The organism is Dethiosulfovibrio peptidovorans (assembly GCA_002748665.1).
Lineage (GTDB): Bacteria > Synergistota > Synergistia > Synergistales > Dethiosulfovibrionaceae > Dethiosulfovibrio > Dethiosulfovibrio peptidovorans_A.
The window spans coordinates 20,136-35,565 of sequence record PDTB01000022.1; the positions used below are offsets into that span (position 1 = coordinate 20,136).

Consider the following 15,430-nt stretch of genomic DNA (forward strand, 5'->3'; position numbering starts at 1 on the left):
TCAAAACACAATCAGGTGAGTCTCCTGACAACCATGGCCACGCCCTGACCACCACCGATACAAGCGCTGACGATACCGAGCTCCCTGTCCATGCGTTTGAGGGAATAGAGCAGGGTAGTCAATATTTTCATCCCGGTAGCTCCAGATGGATGCCCCAAAGCGATAGCCCCTCCACAGGGGTTCAATTTTGCCAAATCAAAGGGCATTTTTTTATGACAGGCCAGAATCTGGGCGGCGAAGGCCTCATTGATCTCGATGATATCCATATCCTCAAGGTTCATTCCCGCCTTTTTCAGAGCCAGAGGCATGGCGACCGTGGGCCCAAGCCCCATATGCAGCGCGTCCAGAGCTCCGACGGCGTAGCTCACAATCTCAGCCATGGGTTTGTGCCCGTTGGCCTTGGCCCAATCTCCATCTGCGACCACGGACGCGCTCGCTGCATCGCAGAGGGCAGAGCTGGAACCGGCCGAGATGGTGCCGTCTTTTTTGAATACTGTGGGCAGTTTGGCGAGCTTCTCCAAACTGGTGTCCGAGCGGGGGATTTCGTCCTGGTTGATCACCAGTTCCCCACGTTTCCTGTCCTTGACGATCACATCTACGATCTCGTCCTTGAACCAGCCGTTTTCTATGGCCCAAACGGCCTTTCTGTGACTCTCCAGGGCATATTCATCCTGAACTTGACGGGAGATGGCCCCTTCCTCCGCCAGCACCTCTCCGGTGGCGCCCATCAGCATCTCGCAGAAAGGGCAGAAAAATCCGTCTTTATGGAGGAGATCCAATGCGGATTTTTCTCCCATACGGTAACCCCAGCGGGCTTCGGGAAGGATATAAGGGACATTTGAGGCGCTTTCCATTCCCCCTGCGACTCCGGCTGAGATATCGCCCAGACGCACCCTGTCTGCGACCAACATAGCGGCCTTCAGTCCAGAACCGCAGCGTTTGTTGATACTGAAGGCCGGGATATTGTCTGGAAGCCCGGCTTTGTATTCGGCGATACGAGCTGGGTTCGTACCGACTCCCGCTTGCCAGGCGTTTCCCATAATTACCTCGCCGAGATCCTCAGGGGCAACCTGTGAGCGGGAGACGGCCTCACGAATGGCAATAGCTCCTAGATCAGAGGCCTCCAAGGACTTGAAGCCTCCCCCGAACTTACCGCCCGCCGTTCGGCAGGCACTGAGAATGACGGGTTTTTTATCGCCCATTTCTATTCATCCTCCTTCTTTTCGTCTTCGACCCCAAGCATTGTGACAATGGGGTCTGCCAGATTCAGTTCCATCTCCGTATGTTCGATGAGCTCTTCTGCTGTTATCTCTGGTGCGATCTCGCAGAGCGTCATTCTGCCCTCTAGCCTCCGAATCACAGCAAACTCGGTAACGATTACGTCCACTGCGTTGACAGCAGTCAGAGGCAGTTTGCATTGTTTCAGAAGTTTGGATTGTTTTTTTCTGTTGAAGTGAAAAGTTGCGACATAGACTTTTTTGACTCCGGAGACGAGGTCCATAGCTCCTCCCATTCCGGGGATCTTCTTTCCAGGAATCCACCAGTTGGCGAGATTACCCTCCTGATCTACCTCCAAAGCACCTAGAACAGTGGCATCCAAGTGCCCGCCCCGGATCATGCCGAAGCTCATGTCACTCGAGACAAAGGCACCACCGGCAATGAGGGTTAGGCAACTCCCCCCGGCTCCCATGAAACGCCAGTCGTTTTCCGCTGGCTTGGGCCCTGCTCCGAGGGCGCCATTCTCGGACTGAAGCAGCAATGAAACCCCCTCGGGCAGGTAGTCGGAGACCAAGGTTGGAATCCCGATTCCCAAATTGACAATGTTACCGTTCTCAAGGTCAAGCGCGATACGGCGTGCGATCCTGCATCGCATAAGTTTCTCGTTAAGTTCGGGAAGCATAGTAGCCGTCTCCTTTCATAACGAGGACGTCGATGAATATTCCCGGTGTAACTATGTTGTTAGGGTCGATCTCTCCTATGGGCAGAATGGCGTCTACTTCCGCAACGACGTATTTAGCCGCTGTGGCCATGACGGGATTGAAGTTTCGGTTGGTGCCGAAGTATGTCAGGTTGCCTGCCCTGTCCGCCTGAAAGCCCCGAACGAGGGCGACGTCCGCCTTGAGGGGGAGCTCTAAAATATATTTTTTCCCGTCCAGCTCAAGAGTCTGTTTGCCCTCCTCGTGCTTGGTTCCGACCCCCGTGGGGGTCAGGAAGCCGCCGATTCCAAATCCGCCGCAGCGAATGCGCTCCACGAAGCTTCCCTGAGGAACGAGCTCCAGTTCCAGTTTGCCCTCGTTAAATAAATCCTGGGTTTGCCTGTTCAACCCGATGTGCGAGGCCGTCACCTTGCGTGTCTGACCGGCCACGACAAGTTTCCCGTGCCCAATCCCACCAGGGGCATGGTCTTCTCCATAGACAGTGTCGTTGCAGATGAGATGAAGGTCCTTTGTGCCCTGTTCGACAAGGGCGTCCACGAGGGTATAGGGGATTCCTCCGTAGTTGAAGCCGCCGACCATCACCGAGGCTCCCTCTCTGATGGGAGCCACCGCCTCTGCGGCCGAAAGAACGGGCTTGATCCATTTTTTAGCCATATCAAACGCCTCCGAGCAATTTCTTGGAAGCAGCCTCCAGGCCGTCTCTCAGACGTTCTGCTATATCCGTTACCTGCTTGGGGGTGACGATGAGGGGAGGAGCTAGCAGGAACTGATCGCCTGCAAGGCCGTCAATTTGCCCTGTACTCGGGTAGACAATCAAGCCGCGCTCAAAACATTCAGCTGTGACGAGAGCAGCGGCTTTTCTAGCTGGGTCGAAGGGGTCCTGGCTTTCCTTGTTTTGAACCAGCTCGATGCCCCATATCAAACCTTTACCCCGGACATCCCCGACGATCGGGATATCCAGCATTTTGTTCAAATATTCGTTCAACTCCTTCCCCCGAGCCGCACAATTGTCGAAGACGTTGTTCTTCTTCATGTAGCGGATCGTTGCGACGACAGCGGCAGCTGTGGATGGGTTGGCATTGTAGGTGTGTCCGTGTCCGAAAACGCCGCTTCCTGCGAGGATAGTGTCGATAATCTTGTCCGAGGCGATGGCGGCCCCGACGGGGGAGTACCCCCCAGAGAGAGCCTTAGCCGAGGTCATGATGTCCGGAACGACATCCCAGTGCTGGACGCAGAAGGGTTTTCCCGTGCGGCCCATGCCCGACATGATCTCGTCGGCAATGAGAAGCACATCGTAGCGGGAGCATATCTCGCGCAGCATCTGCCAGTAGCCCTCCGGGGGCACAGAAGCGCTGATGGAGGAACCAACTACCGGCTCGGCGATGAAGGCAGCGACGTACTGGCTACCTATGCGGCGAATTTCGCGCTCTAGGAGCTGGGAGTAATAGACCGCCTGTTCGTGTTCGGAGCGGTCGCGAATCTCACTGCGGTAGATGTATGGGGTCTCGATTTTGGGACATTCCTTGAAGAGAGGTGAATAAGGCCTACGGCGGATCATGTTGCCCCCTAGTGCCATGGTGGAGAGGGTGGAGCCGTGATAGGAGTTCCAGCGTGCTATGAACACGGATTTTGCGGTTCCGGGTCCGTCACGTTCAATGAAGTAATTACGGGCGAGTTTCATGGCGCATTCCACGGCTTCGCTGCCTCCGCTACCGAACCAAGCGTGGTTCAGGTCGCCTGGTGCGAGTGAGGTTAGTTCACGAGCGGCTTCCTCCGACGCCTCAGTCTTCCAGCGGGATGAGTGGGCGAACTCCAGAGTCGTCATCTGTTTGTAGACCGCATCTGCAATCTCCCTGTTCCCGTGCCCAATGCTGGAGAGCAACGCACCGGAGCACCCGTCGATGTACTTTTTTCCCTCCTGATCGTAGAGGTAGATTCCCTCACCTCGAACTGCTGTCTTGAAGTTTTCGAGATACGTCCTGGGGATGAGAGCTCGTCTGGTGGGCTTTTTTGCTCTTGGCATTTTTAAAAACCTCCCTCGTTTTGTACTCTCTTGAGAAGAGAGTTACCGTATGCCGATTTTTAGAGACATAAAAAGCAAAAAGGGACAGAATATCCTTATTTTTCAGATTACATATCTTGTTTGCTATTCCTATGAGAATTTGTTCAAATGTCAAACCTGTTAATAACTGTCAAGGCCGCAAAATGAAAGTATGTATACTTGTAAAGTCATGAGCCTCAATACCTTTACACCCTAACTTCTCCAAAATTCGTGAAAAAGGGTCCGTATTTTTAACGCCTTAACGCTGAGAAAGCTCTAGCAAGACCCCCCCTGTTGCTGCCGGATGGATAAAGGCAATCATGGCTCCGCCCGCACCTTTGCGAGGCTTCTCATCAATAAGACGCACGCCTTTCTCCTTTAATTCGGTAAGGACGGCCTCCAGGTTATTCACACGAAGTGCAATATGGTGAATTCCCTCACCCTTTCTGGCGATATACTTTGCTAAAAGGCTGTCCTCCGTTGTCGCCTCTAAGAGCTCTACTTCTGAGTCTTTTAATGGGAGGAAAGCTGTATTCACCTTCTGATCTGCGACCGTCTCAACCTTTGTGCAACGAACACCCAACGTGCCCTCCCAGAACTTCAAAGCTTCATCAATACTTTTCACAGCGATCCCTATATGATCGATAATCGTTGGGCTCATCAAAAAGCACTCCTTTTCTCGGTCTAGGTGAAATGATTAGATATCATTTAGTGAGTTTTTTGAAATGTAAAAAAAGAAATAACGGCGTTCCTCTTTTACAGGACACATTCCGAAGTGCTCAGATATACGTTTTATGTAGTTCTCAAGAAAATGTTCCAAAGGCGTTTGATGCGTCCTTTGGCTTGCGGAGAAGATACTTTTACCGATTGGATGTCCAGATTCTCCAAAGCCTTTCCCAAACGAGTTAAAGGAACTCTGCCTCCTCAGGATCTTCATCATGGAGATTTGGTACTCAGGGTAAGACTCTACGCAAATGTAAGATCTATTTTTTTCTTTACGGTAGCTTTTAAGGTGTTTTCTTGCAGGTCTGTAAGAATATTTGATTCGTATGTTTTTCTCCTCCCCTCTTTTTCAATCAGTTCTCCCATATGCTGACAGCTGGTGTTAAAGTATTCGTTTTGAGCTTTCTCTAGTTATGTTCTGGGTATAAGGTTTTGCTTGCTGAACTTCGAAAGAGTCGACACAGTACCCCCTCCTCATGCTCAATATACAGAGACATTTACGTCATGTCTCTGTATCGCTAAAACATATAGACTGAATCCCTCTCCCACATGGCCTCCAGTCTCCGCAGTCTCTCCTTTGTCAAATCCCCTAACTGATCCGCCACAGCCACGATAAGGCAATTAATCAGACTCATGGGAGCGGTAAACGAGTCGACAAAGGATATATGCCGACTGGGAACCGTCAGAACGTACTCAGGCTTGACGTCACTCATGGGACCATCGGAACGGTTGGTGATGACGGTCAGACGGAATCCCAATGATCGGGCCATGTTCATGGCTTCCACAGTCCACCTCGAATACCTCGGGAAGCTGATCCCTATAACCATGCTTCTCGGAGGAGCCACCGACAGCTGCTCTCTGATAAGAGTATCGTCCAAAAGGCGTACCGATGGCAAAAACCAGGACAGATAGAATCGAAGATACTGGGCAAGAATCACCGAGCTCCTTTGAGCAGCCAGATAGAGGGACGGTGCCGCAACGGCCTCTCGTGCCCACTCCCTGATCAGTCGAAAGTCCAGTCTGGATTGAGCCTCTCTGAGGTCCAGAATATCCATGGCTATCATTCTGTGATAGGCGGAATCGTTTGGCTCGTGATCATGCATGGCCATTCTCTCGATAGTGGTCATCTGATCCAGGAGGAGACTTTTCATAGCGTCTTTTAACTCTGGATACCCCGAGTACCCCAACGACGATGCGAAACGAATCACCGAGGATTCACTGACACCGACGGCCTGGGCGATCTGGCTGGCTGTCATAAATGGGGCCTCCCTGGAATTTTCAAGGATAAAACGGGCAACCTTTGCCTGAGTTCCAGAGAAGGAGACCATCCTTTCGACGATCTTTTGCTTAAGCACTGTACTCTCTCCTTCTGCAAGACGGAAAAAAATCACGCAGCTATAAAAAGCAGGATTTCCGTCTTTATTCTATTATAGCTTGAAGAGTATCGTTGTCAAACGTGAAAAAAGTGAGCCCCATCCATAGTCGGGTTGGGGCTCACTTTTTGTACTTGGGCCGATCCAGGATTTGGATTAGTCTGGATTTTCTCAGAGAATTTGTCAAATTTTAACAGAGATAGCCCACAGGGTTCTCTGTTCAGATAAGCCCCAGGGCCGACCAGGCAGCGGCGATTCGGGCTACGGGGACTCTGAAAGGGGAACAGCTTACGTAGTCGATCCCCAGTTTGTGACAGAAAGCGATGCTCTCAGGGTTGCCGCCATGTTCGCCACAGATCCCCACCGAGAGATCGGGGCGGACGGTCCGCCCCCGTTTGAAGGCGATAGACATCAGTTCTCCCACGCCGTCTCTGTCCAGAACGTGGAAGGGACTTGCGGAGAAGATCCCTTTTTCCACATACTCCCGCATAAACTTGGCCTCCACGTCGTCACGGGAGAAGCCCAGGGACGTCTGGGTCAGGTCGTTTGTGCCGAAGCTGAAGAACTCGGCGTCCTCGGCCAGCTCCCCGGCTCTCAGAGCTGCTCGGGGGAGCTCGATCATGGTTCCCACCTTGTACACGGGATCGTAGCCTCTGGCGCGGTATTCTCCGGCGACGCTCTCCACCATCTCCCGCAGGAGGCCCATCTCTCGCTTGGTCTGAACCAGAGGCATCATGATCTCCACCTTGAGATCTACACCGGGGAGGGCCTTCATGGCGTCAAAGATGGCTCGAACCTGCATGGAGTAAATCTCGGGATAGACGATCCCCAGACGGCAGCCCCTAAAACCAAGCATGGGGTTGGATTCCTTCAGCGTCTGGGCTCGGCTCCTCATCTGCCTCAGCAGGGCGACGTCATCGCCGTTGGCCTCAGCTTGAGAGATTCGGGTATCCAGTTCGGGGATCCTCGGCAAAAACTCGTGAAGGGGGGGATCCAGAAGGCGAATGATAACCGGCAGGCCGTCCATTTCCTGAAAGATACCCTCAAAATCCGAGCTCTGCATGACTCGCAGTTTAGCCAAAGCGTCTTGACGTTCCTGAAGGGAATCGGCTATAACCATGCGTTGCATGATGGGAAATCGGTCCTCTGCCATGAACATGTGTTCGGTCCGGCATAGTCCAATCCCCTTGGCCCCAAAGGCACGAGCCTTACGTGCATCCCCAGGAGTGTCGCCGTTGGCCCACACCTGGAGCGAAGCCTCTTGATCGGCCCATTGGAGGATGGTCTCCATCTCTGGGGAGATGACCGGCGGTGACAGGGGAACGGCTCCCTCGATTACCCGTCCTGTAGAACCGTCTATAGTCAGGACGTCACCCCGGGAGAACGTTCGGTTCCCAATGATGAGTCGTTTTCCCTCTCCGTCGATGATCAGCTCCTCAGCACCGCTGACACAGGGTTTGCCCAGGCCACGGGCAACTACGGCAGCGTGGCTGGTCATGCCCCCACGGGAGGTGAGAATTCCCTTGGCGGCGTAGAGGCCGTGGATGTCGTCGGGGGTGGTCTCGGTGCGAACCAGCAGCACGTCCTCTCCGCTCCCAGCCAGTCGAACGGCCTCGTCAGGATCAAAAACGATTGTACCTACAGCTGCTCCCGGCGATGCGGGAAGCCCCTGAGTCAGGATCTCGGGCGCAAAAGCCGGGTCGATCTGGCTGTGAAGAAGGCGTTCGACCTGATCGGGGGAGATACGGGCCACGGCATCTTTTGGGCTTGCCAGTCCTTCGGAGACCATGTCCACGGCAATCTGGACGGCTGCCTGGGCCGAACGTTTCCCCGTTCTGGTCTGGAGAATATAGAGAGTCCCATGCTCAACGGTGAACTCCACGTCCTGCATGTCACCGAAGCGTCGTTCCAGGCCATCGACGATGGAGCACAGCTCGCTGTAGATCCTGGGCATGGCCTGTTCCAAAGCTGCGATGGGCTGCGGCGTTCGGATCCCGGCCACCACATCCTCTCCCTGAGCGTTGATAAGGAACTCGCCATACAGACACTTTTCACCATCAGCCGGGTTACGGCTGAAGCAGACCCCCGTGCCGCTATCCCCTCCCAGGTTGCCGTAGACCATCGCGACTACGTTGACAGCTGTTCCCATCCGATGATCGATGCCATGGATAGACCGGTATGTCTTGGCCCGGGGGGTGTTCCAGCTGTTGAAGACCGCCTCGATGGCCAGCCTGAGCTGTTCCCATGGGTCGTCAGGGAACGTCTCGCCGGTTTCCCGACGGTAGAGGTCTCGGTAGCTCTCAACCAGTTTTTCCAGGGTCTCGACGCTCAGCTGATGGTCGTAGGTGACACCCTGGGTCCGTCGGGCCTCATCAAGTAGCGTCTCGAATTTATCTGACGAGACGCCTTGGACCACATTGCCGAACATCTGGATAAAACGGCGGTAGCTGTCCCAGGCGAAACGCTGATTCTGGGCCATATCAGCTAGGGCCGACCGGGTGTCTCCGTTGAGCCCCAGATTCAGGATGGTATCCATCATGCCGGGCATGGAGACAGGGGCTCCAGACCGCACCGACACCAGGAGAGGCTCAGGGCCTGAGCCGAAGGTCTTTCCTGTGGATTTCTCCAGACGCTTCATGGCTGATCGAACATCGCCCCACAGGGATTCCACAAAGGACGATCCTTTCTCCAGAAACTGAAGACAGGCCTGGGTAGAGACGGTGAAACCAGGTGGAACCGGCAACTTTTCCCGGGTCATCTGGGCCAGATTGGCTCCCTTGCCACCCAAAAGCTCCTTCATGTCCGAGGATCCCTCGGAAAAATCGTACACGTATTTGACCATGATCCACCTCCTGGGTCTCATTCGGCCAATGGCCAGCGGACTCTTTTATACATAATAATATCACTTCGGAAGCAAACCCCGAAAGGACTTGTCCAAAAACGACGATGTGCTATGCTTCCACGAACGGAGTGGCTCCATATATACCGACACGAAAGGAGGGTCCTCATTGAGAGGTCTCAGAAATACAAAAGAGTTTTTGGCAGCAACTCGTCGTTTTTTTAAGGACGAAGGCCATTCCCTGGTGGTGATTACTTTAAGTGCGGCGGTTTTCGCCGCGGCAATCCAGCTCTTTGTTCTTCCGGCACGATTGCCGGGAACGGGTGTCAATGGTATCGCCCTGCTTTTAAATTACCTCTGGGGGGTCCCTCTTCCTCTCAGCATCTGGGGGCTGAACACCCTCCTGTTTATCTATGGCTGGAAGGTTCTGCCCCGTCGATTTACGCTTTGGAGTATCTACGGCACTGTCCTGTTCACTATCTTCCTCAAGCTGACAGCGGTGGCCCTGCCAGTTCCTGTCATACATGATCGGTTTTTGCTTATCGTGGTGGCAGGCCTGCTTCAGGGAATTCCCTGTGCTATGATTTTCTCCGCCGGTGGTTCTCTTGGGGGGACAGATATCATCTCCATGGCCGTGCGTCGCAAGACTGGTATGGAGGTGAGCCAGTTCACCATGGTTGCGAACATGGCTGTTCTCGCCCTCTCCCTTACGGCGGTCAGTTTTGAAAACCTGATTTACGGGGTTGTCCTTTCATATATCACAACAACGGTCATGGGAGGTGCTATGCGCTCTTTCGGACTTCGAAAGGAAGCTCTTATCGTATGCAGCAATCCAACTGAGGTGAAGCATTTCATCACCACAGAACTTCATCGAGGAGTTACGGTCTTCACGGGTAAGGGGGGCTTCTCCGATGTCCCGAGGGAGATTTTGATGACGCTCCTTACGGCCCGACAGGCCATGTTGCTGAAGAGGCACCTTCAAGAAACGGACTCGAAGGCGTTTTTGAGGTTGTCAGACGCCACGGAGGTGTTGGGGCAGGGATTCGGAAGCTGGAAGCGGGACGTCTGAATTCAGATTGACAGATCTCGGTCGGTGCTCAGAAAGTGCCTGTTGGAGAGAGTGCAGGGAGGGCTTATGGTCATGGATGCGCATGAGGAAAGGTTGATCGAGAGATGAGGCAGTTTGTCGCGGCAGCAGCCCAGATGGACAGTGGACCAGACAGGCATAGTAATCTCATGAGAATGGAAAGCCTTATCCAGGAAGCTGGCGATAAGGGGGCCTCCTTGGTGGTCTTCCCTGAGATGTCAGTTATCCTTCCTTCAACGGGCAGCGAACGCAGGAACGCGACTGAGTCCATTCCCGGCCCTTCGGTGGATTTTCTGGCCGCCAGGGCTCGTTCGGCCAGGATATGGGTCCATTGCGGCAGCATCCTGGAGCGAGTTGACGGAGATGAGCGGAGCTATAATACCTCGGTCCTTCTGGATCCAGATGGTTCTATAGCCGCTATCTATCGCAAAATCCACCTGTTCGATGTCGATATTGATCAGGGCCCCTCGGTCACGGAGTCAACCAGCTACGCTCCGGGGAAGGAGATCGTCGCTGTGCAGACCGATCTGGGTATTATCGGCCTCTCCATCTGCTATGACCTCCGATTTCCCGAGCTCTTTCGGATACTTGCTCTCCGAGGTGCCCAGTTGCTTACGGTCCCGGCGTGTTTCACCGCTGCGACCGGCAAGGAGCATTGGGAGCCTCTTCTTCGAGCCAGGGCCATCGAGAACCTGGCCTACGTGATCGCTCCGGGACAGATCGGCAAAAAGCCCAGGTACAATGCTAACGGTAAGTCCATGATCGTCGATCCCTGGGGCACGGTGATCGCCTGTAAAGCCTCGGGAGAAGGTCTTATCCTGGCAGAGATTGACCTGGACAGAGTGGATACGCTTCGGAAATCGTTGCCGAACCTGACAAACCGTCGCCCCGAGACCTATCGATGGGACGAGTGACCTACTGTATCACGTTCATCGCCCTATAGTACTTGGCGGCGCCGGGATGGAGGGGCACCGAGGCGCCCATAAGGGCATTCCCCAATGTAAAGTATGTGCATTTGGGATGAATCTTATGCATCTCCTCTACGTTTGACCAAAAAACCTTGGTGATTTTATACACTAAATCGTCAGGTAGGTCGGCGTCACAAATCCACATGGCCATCACAGCCGGAGTAGGCGTATCGTGATCCACACCGTTATAGGTGCCGGCGGGAACGGTACTCTTGACGAAATAGCTGAAGGTGTTGGTCAGCTTGTCCATGAACGAATCGCTGAAAGGAACCAGATCGATGTGGCACGTCGCAGCCAGGTCCACGATGGATGACGTGGGATATCCTGCGGTGATAAAGCCCACATCCATCTGACCTTCCTCGAATTGTCGGGCGGTGTCGTTGAAGTCAAGAAACTTGGCCTTGATCTCAGAATCCTTGATACCGGCAACCTGAAGAATAGCCGATACGTCGCCTTGAATTCCCGAGCCTGGAAGCCCGATGGAGATCCTCTTTCCCCTGATATCCATGAGCCTCTTCACTCCAATGCCTTTAAGGGTGATGCACTGAATGTGCTCGGGATACAGGGATGCGATAAGCCGGATATTCTTGTACGGTGTCTTGAACATCCTCTGGCCGTGATAGGCCCAATGCGCTGCGTTGTTCTGTACGAAAGCCATCTCGATCTCGTGAGTGCCGATAAGGTTCAGATTGGCCACAGAGGCGTTCCCTTTTTCGGAGACCATGTGTATGTCGGGCAAATGACGGGAAATCAACTTAGCCAGACCGATCCCAACGGGATAGTATGTCCCCCCCGTTTCTCCTGTCGCCAACGAGATGAGTATTTTGGCAGACGCCTCCTCGGTTGAGGTGGTCAGTAGAATTCCAATAAGCACGAGTACGGATAGAGTTGTACGCATTACGAGTCCCTCCTCTAAATTCTCTCTGTATTGTAGACAGACATGAACAGCGTCGGGGTGAAAGCTGTGCGTGGTCCCTGTATAATAGCCTCGATGGAGCAGCCAGCCTGCTCCTCATACGAATGTATGGGAGGCCCAACCGATGGTCGAAACCCTTTTGCAGTCCCTGATCCAGATCACGCCTCAGCAAATCGTCATGATAGCCGTTGGCTTCGCCCTGATCTATCTGGCAGCGGTAAAGAAATTTGAGCCGTCCCTCCTGCTCCCCATGGGGTTCGGGACCATTCTGGTGAATATCCCCCTGTCGTCAGCCCTCACCCACATGGCCGGGGGGCAGATCCAGCATGGGGCGCTGAGTCTCTTGTTTGATATGGGCATCGCCACCGAGCTCTTCCCCCTGCTTATCTTTATAGCTGTGGGGGCCATGATCGATTTTACCCCATTGTTTCAGACGCCGATCACTTTTTTCTTTGGTCTCAGCGCTCAGGCGGGCATCTTTCTCACCTTGGGTGTGGCTCTTCTGCTTGGATTTGACCTCAAAGAGGCGGCGTCCATCGGCATCATAGGCGCCGCCGACGGTCCTACGTCCATCTACGTCTCGGCTCGGTTTGCTCCTCACCTGCTAGGCCCTATCTCGGTGGCGGCCTACTCGTATATGGCCATGGTCCCTTTGATTCAGCCTCCGGTGATCCGGCTTTTGACCACTAAAGAGGAAAGGAGTCTTCCCATGACCTGCTCGGAAAAGCCGGTTTCCCGACGGACGAAAATTCTCTTTCCCATCGTCGTCACAGTGGTCGCCGGGATGATCGCCCCACCGTCAGCGGCCCTTATCGGATTCCTCATGTTCGGCAATCTCTTACGAGAGAGTGGTGTGGTGGATCGGCTGGCCCAGGGTGCTCAAAATGAATTGGCGAATATCGTGACCATTCTCCTGGGGTTGGCTATCTCGGCATCCATGACGGGCGAGCGGTTCATCCAGCCTCAAACCCTGCTCATCCTGGTCATGGGGCTTTTGGCTTTCGTCCTGGATACAGCGGTGGGGGTCCTCTCGGCCAAGGCTTTGAATATCTTTCGTCTCCATAAGATCAACCCCATGGTTGGTGCGGCAGGGATCTCGGCCTTTCCTATGTCGGCCCGGACGGTCCAGCAGATGGCGACCCAGGCTCATAAAGGCAACTTCATCCTCATGCAGGCCGTAGGTGCAAACGTCTCGGGGCAGATTGGCTCGGTATTGGCCGGTGGGTTGCTCCTTGCTTTCCTGGGCTAGCTCAAAGAGTGGAGAATCGCCAGATCGCGACAGAACCTCCCCGTCGTACTCCGTGCATCGAAAAACGACGCCACCGTGAGAGGTGACGCCGAAAGATCGATGATCGATCATGGAGCGAAAGCTTGAGACCTAGGCGTCAGCCTTGAGCTTTTCCGCCCGATCCAGCCTCTCCCAGGCTGGCTGGGGGGCCAGGTCGATCCGCCCCATATGACCATAGGCGGCGATGCGGCGATACTGAGGCTTCCGAAGCTCCAGGTCACGGATCATGGCGGCGGGACGGAAATCGAAGTGGCGCCGAACCAAGGCAGTCATCTCCTCCTGGGAGACCTTTCCGGTGCCGAAAGTCTCAACAAACACGGAGACAGGATGGGCTACGCCAATAGCGTAGGCTACCTGGATCTGACAGCGGGAGGCCAATCCTGAGGCCACGACGTTTTTGGCCGCATATCGTGCCATATAGGCCCCAGAACGGTCAACCTTGGTAGGATCCTTACCGGAGAAGGCACCGCCTCCGTGGGGGATCATGCCGCCGTAGGTGTCCACGATGATCTTGCGCCCTGTGAGCCCCGAATCGGCCATAGGACCGCCCTTGACGAAGCGCCCCGTGGGGTTCACCAGAATGCGGAAATTACCCTGGATAAACTCTCGAGGAATAACCGGGGTGATGACCTGTCTGATGAGGTCTTCCCGGATCTCTCCCAGGGAGATGTCCGGGCTGTGCTGGGTGGAGACCACCACCGTGTCTACTCGTACCGGACGATTATTTTGGTACTCCATGGTGACCTGGGTCTTGCCGTCGGGCCTGAGATACTCCAGTGCTCCCTCTTTACGGATTTTGGTAAGCCGTCGGGCCAGGCGCTGGGCAAGGGCGAAGGGCATGGGCAGGTACTCCTCGGTCTCGTCAGTAGCGAAGCCGATCATCATCCCCTGATCGCCTGCGCCGATAGCGTTGATCTGCTCCTCGCTCATATCGCCCTCCCGAAGCTCCAGAGCCTTATTCACGCCCATGGCGATATCGGCTGACTGTTCGTCGATGGCGGTGAGGACCGCGCAGGTCTCTCCGTCAAATCCATACTTGGCCCGGGTGTAGCCGATGCCCTTGACGATCTCCCGAGCGATTTTGGGAATATCCACGTACGTGCTGGTTGAAATCTCCCCAGCCACCTGCACGAGACCGGTTGTCACCAGGGTCTCGCAGGCCACCCGGCCCATGGGATCCTCGACCAGGATGGCGTCCAGAATGCCGTCTGAAATCTGATCGGCCACCTTGTCGGGATGTCCCTCAGTCACGGACTCGGACGAGATCAAAATCTTCTCACTCATATCTCATACCTCCATACACAGAAAAATCAGGGTCGAAAAACGGGACCCATCCAGAGGAAGGGTCCCGTCTCGTGATCAGATTCGTGGCCTTCCTCTCATCATTCGACCACCGCCGGTCGCTGGTGTTGGCACCGTACACCCTTGCGGGCAGGTTGCCGGGCTTCATCGGGCCAGTCCCTCCGCCACTCTCGATAAGAGATTCAATTGTATCGACCCAAAGAGTACACCGTCGAACCGGTGGTGTCAAGAAAGGATCGCTTGTGGACGTATCGGAATCATGGTATGCTCTCGAGAAAGTTTGTATATACTTACAAAAACGAGGAGGCAAAAGCCGATGGCGACAAAAGATCACTGGGGCCACTTGGCCTCGGATTTCCACAGGCGTCAGGCCTTCATAACCGGCGAGGCCATGATTGCCCTCATCAAGAGGATCCTGGAGGAACTTACCGACCTGGGCGACCTCCTGGAGCTGGGATGTGGTGACGGCGGGTTCACCCCATCCCTGGCTGGACAGGCTCGATCCATCGTGGCGACAGACTGCTCCAGGCCCATGGTGACCGAAGCAAAAAAGATGACTGCCTCCATGGACAACGTGACGGTCGAATTAGCGGACTGTATGGACCTTCCCTACAGCGATGGCCGTTTCGACTCGGTCTTCATGGGTAATCTGCTCCACGTGATCGGCAATCCATCGGGTGCTCTGGTTGAGGCACATCGAGTGCTCAGGCCTGGTGGTCGGGTTATAGTTTTGAGCTTCACCATTGACGGCATGACTCCCCAGGCCCTTGAGGGCATGATCGAGCGGTACCTCAAGGCTTTTGGGCCACCGCCTGAGGTGAGAGATCCTCTCACTGTGGCCTCGACGAAGGAGCTCCTGGAGGAAGCTGGTTTCCTGGTCACTCACAGAGAGCTTCTCCAGACCGAGGAGGCCTCGGCTGTCTACCTTGTGGCCATCAAAACATAGATGACGAAGG

Annotated in this window: 13 protein-coding genes and 1 riboswitch; of the genes, 4 read left to right on the forward strand and 9 right to left on the reverse strand. The window is 54.6% G+C overall.

The window, feature by feature from the left end:
• Positions 1-11: 11 nt before the first annotated feature.
• The 7 genes from CSA35_06325 to CSA35_06355 all read right to left on the reverse strand — a co-directional run bounded on the left by CSA35_06325 (position 12) and on the right by CSA35_06355 (position 8,916).
• Positions 12-1,202, reverse strand: coding sequence for an acetyl-CoA C-acyltransferase (locus tag CSA35_06325; protein ID PIE54332.1), 1,191 nt, complete (start codon positions 1,200-1,202; stop codon positions 12-14).
• A gap of 2 nt (positions 1,203-1,204) precedes the next feature.
• Entirely contained in the window at positions 1,205-1,900 is a 696-nt protein-coding gene (locus CSA35_06330) for a succinyl-CoA--3-ketoacid-CoA transferase (GenBank protein PIE54333.1), read from the reverse strand.
• On the reverse strand, positions 1,884-2,591 hold the full coding sequence (locus tag CSA35_06335; GenBank protein ID PIE54334.1) for a branched-chain amino acid dehydrogenase: 708 nt from the start codon (positions 2,589-2,591) through the stop codon (positions 1,884-1,886). Before CSA35_06335 ends, CSA35_06330 begins: the two co-directional genes overlap by 17 nt.
• 1 nt (position 2,592) lies before the next feature.
• On the reverse strand, positions 2,593-3,960 hold the full coding sequence (locus tag CSA35_06340; GenBank protein PIE54335.1) for an aspartate aminotransferase family protein: 1,368 nt from the start codon (positions 3,958-3,960) through the stop codon (positions 2,593-2,595).
• A 277-nt stretch (positions 3,961-4,237) separates the two neighbouring features.
• Complete coding sequence (gene mce, locus CSA35_06345; protein PIE54336.1) at positions 4,238-4,639, reverse strand: methylmalonyl-CoA epimerase; 402 nt, start codon at positions 4,637-4,639, stop codon at positions 4,238-4,240.
• A 580-nt stretch (positions 4,640-5,219) separates the two neighbouring features.
• Complete coding sequence (locus CSA35_06350) at positions 5,220-6,056, reverse strand: hypothetical protein (protein ID PIE54337.1); 837 nt, start codon at positions 6,054-6,056, stop codon at positions 5,220-5,222.
• Positions 6,057-6,294: 238 nt separating this feature from the next.
• On the reverse strand, positions 6,295-8,916 hold the full coding sequence (locus tag CSA35_06355) for a pyruvate, phosphate dikinase (GenBank protein PIE54338.1): 2,622 nt from the start codon (positions 8,914-8,916) through the stop codon (positions 6,295-6,297).
• A gap of 88 nt (positions 8,917-9,004) precedes the next feature.
• Here CSA35_06355 and CSA35_06360 point away from each other — a divergent pair, with 88 nt between their 5' ends.
• Entirely contained in the window at positions 9,005-9,982 is a 978-nt protein-coding gene (locus CSA35_06360) for a hypothetical protein (GenBank protein PIE54339.1), read from the forward strand.
• Positions 9,983-10,086: 104 nt separating this feature from the next.
• Positions 10,087-10,914, forward strand: coding sequence for a hydrolase (locus CSA35_06365; GenBank protein PIE54340.1), 828 nt, complete (start codon positions 10,087-10,089; stop codon positions 10,912-10,914).
• A 1-nt stretch (position 10,915) separates the two neighbouring features.
• Here CSA35_06365 and CSA35_06370 read toward each other — a convergent pair whose 3' ends face one another.
• Complete coding sequence (locus CSA35_06370; protein PIE54341.1) at positions 10,916-11,866, reverse strand: C4-dicarboxylate ABC transporter substrate-binding protein; 951 nt, start codon at positions 11,864-11,866, stop codon at positions 10,916-10,918.
• A gap of 142 nt (positions 11,867-12,008) precedes the next feature.
• Here CSA35_06370 and CSA35_06375 point away from each other — a divergent pair, with 142 nt between their 5' ends.
• On the forward strand, positions 12,009-13,133 hold the full coding sequence (locus tag CSA35_06375; GenBank protein PIE54342.1) for a glutaconyl-CoA decarboxylase subunit beta: 1,125 nt from the start codon (positions 12,009-12,011) through the stop codon (positions 13,131-13,133).
• A gap of 129 nt (positions 13,134-13,262) precedes the next feature.
• Here CSA35_06375 and CSA35_06380 read toward each other — a convergent pair whose 3' ends face one another.
• Positions 13,263-14,456, reverse strand: coding sequence for a methionine adenosyltransferase (locus CSA35_06380; protein PIE54343.1), 1,194 nt, complete (start codon positions 14,454-14,456; stop codon positions 13,263-13,265).
• 92 nt (positions 14,457-14,548) lie between these two features.
• A riboswitch (SAM riboswitch) is annotated at positions 14,549-14,654 on the reverse strand.
• 79 nt (positions 14,655-14,733) lie between these two features.
• Here CSA35_06380 and CSA35_06385 point away from each other — a divergent pair.
• Entirely contained in the window at positions 14,734-15,420 is a 687-nt protein-coding gene (locus CSA35_06385; protein ID PIE54344.1) for a methyltransferase type 11, read from the forward strand.
• Positions 15,421-15,430: the final 10 nt, after the last annotated feature.